This is a genomic window from Oceanicaulis sp. (assembly GCF_965284345.1).
Taxonomy (GTDB): domain Bacteria; phylum Pseudomonadota; class Alphaproteobacteria; order Caulobacterales; family Maricaulaceae; genus Oceanicaulis; species Oceanicaulis alexandrii_A.
In genome coordinates, this window is sequence record NZ_OZ260073.1 from 1,103,267 (window position 1) to 1,116,016 (window position 12,750).

The following is a 12,750-nucleotide window of genomic DNA, read 5'->3' on the forward strand; positions in this document are numbered from 1 at the left end:
GAACAGCCTCCCCGATACGCTTTCCCCGGACTGTGTCCCGGCGATGGGCGAGCGGCAAGCCATGAATGAAAAAAGGGCGCGCCCGCGTCCGGACGCGCCCTTCATGGGACAGGCGTCAGGCCCTCTCTACCAAGCGCCCGTCCAGGTCAGGTCAATGCGGACGCTGCGGCCGGCTTCAGACACGCCCGCAAACACACGCTCATAGTCCTCGTCAAACACGTTATCGACGCCGAGATTGATGCGCAGCGGCTGGTCCGCCAGCGGCGTCCACCCGGCGTGAAGATCGAGCACGGCGTAGCCGTCACGCTCTTGCGCCGTGCTGTCGGTCTTGTCGAAATCAGCCGCGAAAGCCACACGGCCGCCCAAAGTGAGACGCTGGGGTTCGAACGTGTAGCGGGCGTTCACAAAGCCCATCACCGGCTGCAGCGCGCCTAGCGGCTCGCCTGTGGCCTTGTCCTCGCCATCCACTTCAAAGATCGAGCCGGACAGCTCGAACGCCCCGACCGAATAAGCCGCCGCGATCTCAAAGCCTTCGAGTTCCGCTTCCGCCAGATTTTCCGAATAGGTGGTCCCCGCCGAACACGGCAGGAAGGGCGGCGCGAAACAGGTGGGGTTGAAGGCGAAGTCCACATTGAGATTGATCAGGTCTTCGGCTTCGGTCTGGAACCAGGCGCCCTTGATCTCAAGCCGGTCATCGCTCGTGAACAGACCTTGATGGCTGAAGGCGGCGCCGATTTCGAGGGTTTCGGTGTGCTCGGGTTTCAAATCCGGGTTGGCGATAAAGCTGTTGGTGATGAAGACCGGCGCGCCCAGGATCGGATGAGGCAAGGAGAAGTGCGTGTCGCTGAGATACAGCTCGTTCAGCGACGGGGCGCGGAACGCCTCGGCCCAGGACCCGAACACGCGCACGCTGTCATTGGGCGCCCAGGTCGCGGCGATGCGCGGAGAGACCGCGTCGTCGTTATTGGTGTCGGCCTGGTCTGACTCGCTCTCAAACTGGTCAAATCGCACGCCAGGCAGGACAATCAGCTCGCCCGCCGAGCCCAGATCGAGCGTGCTCTCAAGCTGCGCCCAGACGCCGGTGAACCGGGTCGCCCCGCTGGGCACGCCGCCGCGCACGCCCGTTGAGGTCGCGGAATCCGTCCCCTCCTGCTCGTCTTCATACCATTCCGCGCCGGTCACCAGCGCCATGTCGAGACCACCCAAGGCGAACGCGGCGCGGTTCTCGGCCCGAATCCCCGTGGTGGTCAGATCGCGCTCGATGAATCGGTTGAGGCTCTCATCGGTTTCATCCACTGCGCCGATATTGTGATAGAGCGTCGTCTCAAGATTGATCAGCGGGTTTGACGGGGCGAAGCGTAGGGTCGCGCGCAGGCTGTCAGAGGATACGTCCTTGTTCATCAGCGGGTTCAGGCTATCCACGCCCGCCGCGCCCTGCCCGTTATTGGGCTCGACGCTGTCATTGCGGAAGCTGAGCCAACCCAGCTCAAGCTCAAGGGCGTCGCTGATATCCCACTCCCCGCCCAGAAGACCGGAGACGATATCGTCTTCAACCGTCAAGGCGTCGCCAGAGCCCAGCTCGATATCGCCCGACTGACGCAGGCTGAGCGCCGCCACCCCTGCAAACGCCCCCGTATCGCCAACCAGAGCGACAGACCCACGGCTTTCTTCATTGACCGAGCGATAGCCCGCAGAAGCGCGCACGCCAAAGCTTTGGCCGTCGTCCAGAAGGTCGTCAGCCTCTAGGGTTTCAAAGGCGATCACGCCGCCCGCCGCGCCTGATCCGTACAAGGAGGAGGCGGACCCGCGCACGCTTTCCACGCGGCCCAGAAGCGAGGGATCGAGGAACAAGACGCCGTCATGGGCGCTGTTGAAGTTCTGGCGGGCGCCGTCGATCAGCAAGGTGACGTTCTCCCGGCCCAGCCCGCGCAGGCTCAGGGTCTGCCCCGTCCGGCGCGGCCCGCCCGAAACCTCCAGCGCCGGAATATCTTCCAGCAGTTCAATCAGATCCGTCGGGCGGTTCTCGTCTAACGCCTGCAGCGAAATCACGCTGGTCAGCCCCGGATAATCAAAATTGGTCAGCTGGGTGCGCGTCGCGGTGACGACGATCACATCTCTGGCTTCAGCGCCCTGCCCGGCGTCAGCCTCGGCCAGCGCCGGCGCCGTCAGCGCCAGAAGTGAGACGCTGGCGGCCAGCCAGGCGCGTCCGTGGAATTTGGAAATCATTGTGGTCATGTCTCGCCCCTGATTGCGAACCGTTCTCATTTGTGTGACTGAATGGCGCAGATCATTTGCGATTGCAAGTGAGAATCTTTCGCACTATGCAGATGGCAGACTGGCCTATACGCCGAACCACGATCCGCTCGCCTTTCTGCGGCGGCGACCCAGACAGGGGGACACAGATGACCAAACTTCGTTTCATGACGCTCGCCACCGCCAGCCTGGCCGCGGTATCGCTCAGCGCTTGCGCCAGCACCGGCGCTCAACACACCGCGCCTCTGGCTGAAGCGCCGTACACGCACACTCATCTTCAGGCAGAGTTCGAAACGGACCGTCAGGCGATCCTCGCCATGGCGGGCGAGTACGAAGTGACGTTTGATTTCACCGAATTCCTGCCGATCTCAGCCGAGTATGAGCTGGCCGACCCCAAGGTCACCCCGGCGCGCGAAGTGGTCTATGTGATCACCGATGAGAGCGACTTCATCTCGCTGCAGCATTTGTTGCTGGTCGGCGATCTGGAGGACCCGTTCGTGGTCAAGCACTGGCGCCAGGATTGGGCGTATGAGCCTTCGCGCCTGATGGCCTATCAAGGCTTCGGCGAATGGACGATGGACGTTCTGAGCCCGGATCAGTCTCGTGGCGCCTGGTCGCAAACCGTCTATCAAGTCGATGACAGCCCGCGCTATGCCGGCATTGCGCGCTGGGAGCATGCGGACGAAGCCTCCACTTGGGAGCCGGCGCGCAGCTGGCGCCCGCTGCCTCGGCGCGACGCCACCACGCGCGACGATTACGACGTCATCGATGCGGTGAACCGGCACACCATCCTGAGCTGGGGCTGGACCCATGAACAGGACAACTTGAAAGTCGTCCTGCGCGACGGACAGACACGAGAGCTGGTGCGCGAGCACGGCATCAACACCTATCGCCGTTTCGATCTGGAAGGCGACCACGCCGCCCAAACCTATTGGGACGGCACGCAAGGCTATTGGGCCGAAGTGCGTGCGGTCTGGGACGAGATTTTGGAGACCGCAGATCGCTTCACCGCCGAAGACGACGCGGAAGGCTCCATGCTCTACATGCCCCTCCTGAACGAAGGTCAGGCCGTGCTCGATGGCGAGCAGGATGCTGAGACCGCTTTCACCCGCGCGGCTGAGGTGATGGAAACCCAGATCACGGTGGATGGCGCTCCGCTTGAGCTCGAGTAGAGGCCCCGGCTCGGAGCTGCGCTTGGCCGGGTTTCAACCTTAACCCCACGCCTCTTCCCCGGCGTAGGCCGGGGCCCAGGGGGTTTCAAGCTCAGCGCATCCGGCTCTGGATCCCGGACCAAGTCCGGGAAAGAGGATTATGGATAAAAAAGCCCCGGCGGAACCCGCCGGGGCTTTCTTCATTCATGCGCCGGTTACTCGCCCAGCTTGGGCACGTTGACGAGCTTCACGCGGCCCGACTTCTTGTCGCGCACCACGATGACGCGGTTCATGTCGACGCCGTCAATCGGTTTGCCCATTTCGGCGAGGCGCGCCAGCGAGGCGTCGCGCACGGTCTGATCGTCCGCATCCGGATCAAGAGTGATCGTGGCGCGGCGCTTGCCGCCTTCTTGCACCACGACCTCGATCTCCTCGATCGCGGCGTCCAGATCGGCTTCGTTCGCCGTCGGCCATTGGGCGTCGAAGACGGACGGGTTGTGACCGGCCTTCTCCCACAGCTCTTCCGCCATGAAGGGCACAAACGGCGCGAGCACGGTGATGAACTGATCCAGCACGGCTTTGCTGACCGGCTGACCTTCAACGGCATTGAGGAATTTCATCAGCTCGGCGATGCCAGTGTTCAGGCGCAGATTATCAAGATCTTCTGTGACCGCGAGCACCAGCTTGGTCAGCGCCAGGCTGACAGGCTTGCTTGCTTCTGACGACGGATTGGCGAGGCCTTCGGTCGCAAACCGCCAGACGCGGCGCAGGAATTTCAATGCGCTTGAGACCTTCTCGGTCTCCCATTCGCGCATCGCTTCCACCGGCCCCATGAACATCATGTGCACGCGGAAGGCGTCCGCACCGAAGCGTTCGACCACATCATCAGGGGTGACCACGTTATGGAGCGATTTCGACATTTTCGCGCCGACCCGCTCGACCACATTGCCAGAGGGTTCGTGTACGAAGGTTCCGTCCTCGCGCTCGACCACTTCGTCCACCGGCAGGATGATTCCGCGGGCGTTCTTGAAGGCGTGGCTGGTCAGAAGGCCCTGGTTCACCAGCTTCTGGAACGGCTCCTTGGTGGAGACCAGCCCCAGGTCAAACAGCACTTTGTGCCAGAAGCGCGCATAGAGCAGGTGCAGCGTCGCATGCTCGGCGCCGCCCACATACAGATCGACCATGCCCCAGGCTTTCTCCAGGTCTGGATCGACCATGGCGGACGCATTCTTGGGGTCCTTGAAGCGCAGATAATACCAGCACGAGCCCGCCCATTGCGGCATGGTGTTGGTGTCGCGGCGGCCCTTCATCCCGGTTTCGGGATCGGTGACCTCGACCCAGTCCTCGGCGCGGGCCAGGGGCGATTCCCCATGACCGGTCGGCTTGTAAGTGTCGATATGCGGCAAAGCCAGCGGCAGCTGATCCTCGGGCACGGTGGTGCGAGTGCCGTCTTCCCAATGGATGATCGGGATCGGCTCGCCCCAATAGCGCTGACGGGCGAAAATCCAGTCGCGCAGATTATAGCTGATCACCCGCTGGCCAACGCCTTGCGCTTCCAGATGATCGGCCACCGCCTCACGCGCGTCGCGCCAGCGCACGCCGGCCTGGTAGAGCCCTGAATCGTCTGGCGCCGCGAGCATGACCCCGTCATCGGTCCAGCATTTTTGCCCCGCCAGCACGGCCTCGCGCTCAGGCGCATCGGCGCCGGGATCAATCACCGGCACAATGTCGAGGCCATAGGTGTTGGCGAAGGCGAAATCGCGCTCGTCATGAGCCGGAACGCCCATCACCGCTCCGGTGCCGTAATCAGGCAGCACATAATCGGCGACGAAGATCGGCACGGCGCGGCCTGTCACCGGGTTGATCGCATAGCTGCCCGTGGGCGCGCCAGTCTTTTCAGCGTCCTTGGTGCGATCGAGATCAGACTTGCGCGCGGCTTCATCGCGATAGGCGGTCACCGCAGCTTTCTGGTCATCCGTGGTCAGAGCATCAAGCAACTCATGCTCGGGCGCGACGGCCAGGAAGGTCACCCCGCCCAGCGTATCCACGCGCGTGGTGAAGGTCTCGACTTCCAGATCCGAGCCTTGCACCTTGAAGCGCAATTGCACGCCCTCAGAGCGGCCAATCCAGTTGCGCTGTGAGTCCTTGATGCCTTCCGGCCAGTCGAGCGCGTCGAGATCGCTGATCAGGCGTTCGGCATAGGCGGTGATGCGCATCTTCACCTGTTTGAGGGGGACGCGAATGACCTCATAACCCTGCTCGGACTTGCCGTCGAAAACCTCTTCATTGGCGAGGATCGTGCCGAGCTCCGCGCACCAGTTCACCGGCGCGGTCTCGTAATACACAAGCCGCCGCGCGTCCTGATAGTCCTGAACCGCCAGCTTGCCCGCGGCCTCGACCTCGGACGGGATCGGCAATTCGCTGATCGGGCGCGCCTTGTCGTCGTCCGCGTCATAGAAGGCGTTATAGAGCCGGGTGAAGATGAACTGGGTCCAGTGATAATAATCCGGGCTGGAAGTTTGAATCTCGCGATCCCAGTCATACCCCAGGCCCAGAAGGTCCATCTGTCGCTTGTAATTGGCGATATTGGCCTGGGTGGAGACTTCCGGATGCACGCCCGTCTTCATGGCGTAGCGTTCCGCGGGCAGGCCAAAGCTGTCCCAACCCATCGGGTGCAGCACCTTATACCCGGCCATGCGCTTATAGCGCGCGACAATGTCCGTAGACAGATAACCAACCGGGTGCCCCACATGAAGGCCCGCGCCCGACGGATAAGGGAACATGTCGAGCACGTAAAAGGTCTTGTCGCCCGGCTTGGGGTCCGGCGTCTTCATGGTGCGGTTCTGTTGCCAGTACGCGCGCCATTTGGTCTCAAGGGCGTTGAACTCGTATGCGGTCTGTTCGGTCATCAAATATCGTCCCGGACGGCCTACGCCGCCGCTTTCTCTACACTGATGCGCACCGCATCGCCCTGAATCTCGGTCTCGCTGACAAAGCCTGCGCCCGCCTCGGCCGACAGGCTGACAGCGAGGGTTTCGTCCTTGATGAAATCGCCATGCGCCGCAATCGCCGCCGCCACGGCGTCGCCGCCTGAAATCCCCAGCGCGATCCGGTCCGACACATCGAGCCCGGCATCCTTGCGGGCCGTCTGGATGGCGCGGATCAGATCACGGGCCAGGCCTTCGCGCGCCTGATCGTCGTCCACAGACGTATCGAGCACGATGGCGCCGGTGCCCGCAAAAGGTTCAGCGTCAGAGCCTTCATCGGTGACCACGCGCATGGTGAACTCTTCTGCGGCCAGGGTCTGGCCCGCCACACTCGCCGTGCCGTCATCATTGAGGGTGAACTCACCCGAGCGCGACGCGGCCATCACGTCTTTCATGGCCTTGCCCAGACGCTTGCCGATACGCGGATCGGGTTTCAGCTCCACCCGGCCATAGGCGTCCAGATCGGTGGACGTGGCCACGGCGCGCACATTGACCTCGTCGCGGATCAGGTCCGCAAACGGCTCCAGCGCCGCACTGTCGGCATGCACGATGGTGAGGGTCTTGAGCGGCAGGCGCACCCGCAAGCGCGAGCGCTCGCGCACGGCCAAAGCCGCCGAACAGGCGTCACGCACCAGATCCATCGACCGCACCAGCGCGTGGTCAGACGGGAACTCGTCCGCCTTGGGCCATAGCGTCAGATGCACGGAGCGGTCGCCCGTCAGCGCCTTGTAGACTTTTTCCGACACGATCGGCAGCAGCGGCGCAAGCACGCGGCAGACCTTCACCAGCACGGTATAGAGCGTATCAAACGCGGCGGTCTTGGCCGCCTCGTCTTCAGAGCCCCAGAAGCGGGCGCGGGAGCGCCGGATATACCAGTTGGTCAGGGCGTCGAAAAAGGCCGTCGCGTCCTTGCAGGCGCGCGGCACGTCATAGCCGTCAAGCGCCGCCTCGACCGCGCTCGCCAGCTCACCAGTCTTGGTCAGGATATAGCGGTCCAGCGGATCATTCGCCGAGGTGATGATCTGCGGCTGGCGCTCTTCCAGATTGGCGTAGAGCGAGAAGAAGGAATACGCGTTCAGAAGCGGTGCGATGGCTTCGCGCTGCACGCTCGCGATCTCGCGGCCTTCTTTAGGCACCAGCAGATCGCCCCCGGTGAGCACCGGAGACGAGATCAGGAACCAGCGCATCACGTCCGAGCCGTACTGGTCAAAGAATTCCATCGGGTCGGGATAATTGCGCAGGCGCTTGGACAGCTTCTGGCGGTTCTCGTCGAGCACCACGCCATGACAGATCGCGTTCTTGAACGGCGGCCGGTCAAACAACATCGTCGACAGCACCATCAGCGTGTAGAACCAGCCGCGCGTCTGGGCGACATACTCGACAATAAAGTCCGCCGGGAAGTTCGCCTCGAACCAGTCCTTGTTCTCGAACGGATAATGGACCTGCGAATACGGCATGGAGCCAGAATCAAACCAGACGTCGAAAACATCTTCGACGCGGCGCATGGTGGACTTGCCTGTGGGATCGTCCGGGTTCGGACGGGTCAGCTCGTCGATATAGGGCCGGTGTAGGTCGGTGACCTTGACGCCGAACTCCGCCTCCAGCTCCTCGATGGAGCCGTAGACATCCATGCGCGGATAGTTGGGGTCATCTGACACCCAGACCGGGATCGGCGTGCCCCAGAAGCGAGAGCGGGAGATATTCCAGTCCTGCGCACCGGCCAGCCAGTTGCCGAAAATGCCGTCCTTGACGTGTCCCGGCGACCAGTTGATCTCCTGATTGAGCTCGACCATCCGCTCGCGGAAGTTCGAGACTTTCAGATACCAGCTGTCCACCGCCTTGTAGATCAGCGGCTCATCGGTGCGCCAGCAATGAGGATAGTTGTGATCATAGGTATCATGGCGGAAGAGTTTGCCCTCTTCCTTCATGCGCTGGATGATCGGCTTGTTGGCGTCAAACACCAAAAGGCCTTCGTAATCAGGGATTTCGCTAGTATAGCGGCCCGCCTGATCCACCGGCACGACCACGCCGATGCCCGCCTTGCGACAGGCGTTCAGGTCATCCTCGCCAAAGCCCGGCGCCATGTGCACGATGCCGGTGCCGTCTTCATCGACGACGAAGTCTTCGAGAAGGATCTGGTGCGCGTTTTCGTAGCCGACGAAATAGTCAAACGGCGGGTGGTATTTCAGGCCCGCCAGATCTGAGCCCTTCAGCGTGCCGACCTGCTCAGCGCCTTCGAGCTGCTTCTTGTACTTCTCCAATCCGTTCACGGACAGAATGAAGCGCTCCTCGCCCTTTTGCATGATGGCGTAGGTGATGTCCGCGCCCGCCGCACAGGCGAGGTTGGAGGGCAAGGTCCAGGGCGTGGTGGTCCAGATCAGGATTTTCGCGCCCGACAGCTCGCCCTGACCCTCTTTCAGCTCAAAGCCGATGGTGACGGCGGGGTCTGTGCGGTTGCGGTAGGAGTTATCGAGACGGGTTTCAAAGTTCGACAGCGGGGATTCCACGGCCCAGGAATAGGGCACGACCCGATAGTCCTTATAGACCAGGCCCTTGTCCCAGAGCTGTTTGAACGCCCAGAGCGCGCTTTCCATAAAGCTGGTGTCGAGGGTTTTGTAATCGTTCTCGAAATCGACCCAGCGCGCCGAGCGGGTGACATAGTCTTCCCACTCGCCGGCATATTTCATCACCCCGGCGCGCGCCGCGGCGTTGAACTTGTCGATGCCCATTTCAAGAACGGCCTTGCGCCCGGAAATGCCAAGGTCTTTCTCCGCGGACAATTCCGCCGGAAGGCCGTGGGTGTCCCAGCCAAAGCGGCGCTCGACGCGCTTGCCCTTCATGGTCTGAAAGCGCGGGATCACGTCCTTGGCGAAGCCGGTCAGCAGGTGCCCGTAATGGGGCAGGCCGTTGGCGAAGGGCGGGCCGTCATAAAACACGAACTGGTCGTCTTCGGGGCGCTCGTCGATGGACGCCTGGAAGGTGCCGTCCTGTTTCCAGAAGGCGAGAATGTCTGAATCGATCTTGGGCAGCTCCGACGGTCCGGGAACCGCAGGGAAACGGCGCTCGGTCGCGCCTTCAGCCTGGTTGGCGTCGCTCTTGGTCGCGTCGGCCATATCAATCCTCGTCTCACATGTTTCTGACGGCTTCCCCACGCCTTTAAGCTGGCGCGTCGGATGACAATGCCATTCACGGAGGAAAGCCTGCACCAGATAAGTACAGTCAACATGCGGCGGTACCCCCTGTATGCTCAGGGGTCAAGGCGCGGGGGCGCTAAAGCCCGTCCAGCGCCTGTTCAAGATCTGCCCAGAGATCGGCTGGCGCTTCGAGACCGACCGACAGGCGCACCAGACCGTCGGGCACGCCCGCCTCTTGCCGCGCCTCGGGCGTCATGGCGGCGTGGGTCATGGTGGCGGGAATGGCGCACAGGCTTTCCACCCCGCCCAGCGATTGCGCGAGGATGAACAGCTCTAGCGATTGCACGAACTGGCGCGCCGCCGCTTCACCGCCTGTCAGCTCCAGGCTCATCAGCGGGCCGAAACCGTCCTGCTGAGCCTTGGCGATGGCGTGGCCGGGATGGCTCTCAAGGCCGGGATAGTCCACCCGGACCACCTTGGAATGGGCGTTGAGTCGCCGGGCGATTTCGAGCGCGCTGTCTGATTGCGCCTTGGCGCGCACCGGCAAGGTGCGCAGCCCGCGCAGGGCGAGAAAGGCGTCAAACGCCCCGCCCACAGCCCCCGCCGCGTTGGCCCACCAGCTGAGGCGCTCCACATGGTCGGGGTCCCGGGCGCAGACCACGCCGCCCACCATGTCGGAATGCCCGTTGATCATCTTGGTGAGCGAGCTGACCACCAGATCGGCCCCCAGCGCGATCGGGCGCTGGAGGGCGGGCGACAACACGGTGTTGTCCACAACCGCCAGCGCCCCTGCCGCTTTCGCCCGCACGCAAGCGGTCTGAAGATCGGTCAGGCGCAAGCGCGGATTGGACGGGGTCTCGAAAAACACCAGATCCACCCCGTCCCAGAGCGCCTCTTCCAGCGCGGCGTCATCGGTGCAGTCCACATAGACGAGGTCAAAACCGCGCTGCTGGCTGCGCGCATCCATCAACCGCCGCGTGCCGCCATAGCAATCATGGGCGCAGAGGATGCGCGCCCCGTTGGGCAGCAGATTGAGCACCAGATCAATCGCCGCCATTCCCGAACTGGCCACCACCGCGCCGGAGGCCCCTTCCAGCGCTGCAAGGGCGGCGGCCAGTTCCGCCCGACCGGGTTGGCCAGTGCGGGCATAGTCAAACGCGCCAGGCTGGGCCGGATCGGCCCGCCGATAGGCGCTGGACACCTGTATGGGCGCGACAACCGCGCCATGACCGGGATCGCAATTGATCCCGGCGCGAACCGCGCGCGTGCGAAACTCAGTCATCTCGCCCCTCCAGAAACGCATTCACCAGCGCGGCCTCTTTGAGAAATCCGTCATGCCCGTAAAGGCTGTCGCGAACGATCAATTGCGCCTCACACCCCGTCAGGGCGTCATGCGTCGCCTGAATTTGAGCCAGCGGCGCCAAAGTATCCGAGGTAAACGCCAGAAGACGCACCGGACAGCGGATCTGCGACAGGTCGGGCGCGGCGGCCTCCATGGACGCCAACCGCGACAGGAAACGCTCTGGCGTAACCGAGCGGGCGTATTCCGAGCCGCGGGCGGCCAGATAGGCCTCAACCCCGCCCGTCTCGCCGTCCGGGCCGAAGCGCTGAGCAAATTCCTCAGCCGTGCGATAGGTGGTCATGGCGAGCCGCCGGGCGATGTCGACGCCGCGCGCGCCCTGCCCGGCGTCGATGGCGAGTTTAAGGATGTCGCGCTGGATCGACCGCAATCCCTGAGTCATCGGATGCACGCCCGCGCTGGCGCACAACAGATCCAGCCGGCTGACCCGGTCCGGCGCCAGGGTCGCCAGCGTCAAACCCACCGTGCCGCCATAGCTGGCGCCCACCAGTGAGAACCGCTCGATCCCGGCGGCGTCCGCCAGCATCAGCACCGCCGCCGCCTGATCTTCGACGCTAGGAAAAGGTTCGGCGGCGTCGTCCAGAAAATCCATGGACACCAGACGGCGCCGGGTCGGGTCCAGCGCGCCGCCGGGCGCAGCCACGCCCGGCCACCAGCCCGGTCCCTCTTCATCGTCGACCAGACGCCGGTCCGCAGAAATGCCGCCCAGCACGATAGTCACAGCCCCGTCATCGGGACCGACCACCCGGCCGCGCACATCTGACCAGCCGCCGCCATTCGGGCGTTCAAAGCCGCAGCTATACTCCTGCACACGCCAGTGAGAGGGTCGACATCGGCCGGTTTCTGACGCCAGCGCCGTCATGAGCGTTGGGCTTTCAGAAGCCGGTTGAGATCGCCGATCAGGCTTCCGGCGGTCGGCAGACGCCCCGCGCCCTTGCCCGCCACGATCACCTCCGCGCCACGCTCAGGCAGCAGCACGACCACATTGCCTTCCGCCCGCGCCCGCGACAGCGGATCATTGAGCGGCAAAGCCTCAAGGCGCACCTGCGCGCTGACGCCTGACGCCGTGCGCGACAGGCATCCGATCTGGCGGATGCGGCGGCCGTCCAGTCGCGCCGCCTCCAGCACATGAGCCGGCAGGTCCCGGATCGAGGCCGTGGGCATGGCTGCAGGATCAAGAACGGCGCCCCACGCTTCGCGTGCGATCAAGGCGAGCTTGTTCGCGGCGTCGAGACCGTCCAGGTCCGCGCTGGGATCGGCTTCGGCGAAACCGGCGTCTTGCGCCTCCTTGACGGACGCCGAGAGACTGCGGCCCGAAGCCAGACGGTCGAGCACAAAATTGGAGGTGCCGTTCAAGACGCCCCGCACCCGGCCCACCTTGACGCCGTTCTCACGCAGACGCGCCACGGTTTCCAGAACCGGCGCGCCGCCGCCGACGGCCGACGAACAAGCAAAGGTGCGGCCCGCCGCATAAGTTCTGGCGACCAGATCAGGACGGCGTGCGGCCACATCCTTGTTGGCCGTCACTACATGACAGCCCGCATTCACCGCGCGCTCAACCAGCGCTTCGGCCTCCGCCCCGCCGGGCAGCGCTTCGATCACCAGCTCTGGCCGAAGCGCGAAAAGTGCGTCGGCATCCGTGAAGACAGGAAAGCCGGAAACGCCTTCAGGACGCGGGGTGCGAGTGAGAATGCCCAAAAGCTCAACGCCCTCCGGCAAGCGCTCGATCACGCCGCCGCCCACAACGCCGCAGCCCAGCATGATCGCGCGCATGCGGCGAACCGGCGGAGGGGTCGGTGAGGACTGTACGGGGCGATCCAGCAGGGCCGGATAGGTCATGATGCTCTCCTTAAGGTCTCTTTCGC

The 12,750-nt window shown here is 63.7% G+C and carries 7 protein-coding genes; 1 reads left to right on the top strand and 6 read right to left on the bottom strand.

What is annotated here, in order from left to right; all coding sequences use genetic code 11:
• Nucleotides 1-126 precede the first annotated feature (126 nt).
• Nucleotides 127-2,235 carry a TonB-dependent receptor domain-containing protein gene (locus tag ACQ66J_RS05515; RefSeq protein WP_430430803.1) on the bottom strand — a complete coding sequence of 703 codons (2,109 nt, stop codon included), beginning with the start codon at nucleotides 2,233-2,235 and terminating at the stop codon, nucleotides 127-129.
• Between the two features lie 167 nt (nucleotides 2,236-2,402).
• Between ACQ66J_RS05515 and ACQ66J_RS05520 the strand changes: the two genes are divergently transcribed.
• Nucleotides 2,403-3,425: a DUF6607 family protein gene (locus ACQ66J_RS05520; protein ID WP_430430804.1), complete on the top strand. Its 1,023-nt coding sequence runs from the start codon at nucleotides 2,403-2,405 to the stop codon at nucleotides 3,423-3,425.
• 194 nt (nucleotides 3,426-3,619) lie between these two features.
• On the opposite strand, the gene leuS is transcribed toward ACQ66J_RS05520, so the two are convergent.
• From leuS to ACQ66J_RS05545, 5 genes are all read right to left on the bottom strand, one after another.
• Complete coding sequence (gene leuS / locus ACQ66J_RS05525) at nucleotides 3,620-6,313, bottom strand: leucine--tRNA ligase (protein ID WP_430430805.1); 2,694 nt, start codon at nucleotides 6,311-6,313, stop codon at nucleotides 3,620-3,622.
• Between the two features lie 20 nt (nucleotides 6,314-6,333).
• Nucleotides 6,334-9,504, bottom strand: a complete 3,171-nt coding sequence (gene ileS / locus ACQ66J_RS05530; RefSeq protein ID WP_430430806.1) for an isoleucine--tRNA ligase — start codon at nucleotides 9,502-9,504, stop codon at nucleotides 6,334-6,336.
• Nucleotides 9,505-9,661: 157 nt separating this feature from the next.
• Complete coding sequence (locus ACQ66J_RS05535) at nucleotides 9,662-10,807, bottom strand: trans-sulfuration enzyme family protein (protein WP_430430807.1); 1,146 nt, start codon at nucleotides 10,805-10,807, stop codon at nucleotides 9,662-9,664.
• Nucleotides 10,800-11,747 (bottom strand): alpha/beta fold hydrolase, encoded by a 948-nt coding sequence (locus ACQ66J_RS05540; RefSeq protein ID WP_430430808.1) that lies wholly within the window; start codon nucleotides 11,745-11,747, stop codon nucleotides 10,800-10,802. The genes ACQ66J_RS05535 and ACQ66J_RS05540 overlap by 8 nt, the downstream gene beginning before the upstream one ends.
• A complete protein-coding gene (locus tag ACQ66J_RS05545) occupies nucleotides 11,744-12,724 on the bottom strand; it encodes a homoserine dehydrogenase (protein WP_430430809.1) in 981 nt (326 codons plus the stop codon). The genes ACQ66J_RS05540 and ACQ66J_RS05545 overlap by 4 nt, the downstream gene beginning before the upstream one ends.
• Nucleotides 12,725-12,750: the final 26 nt, after the last annotated feature.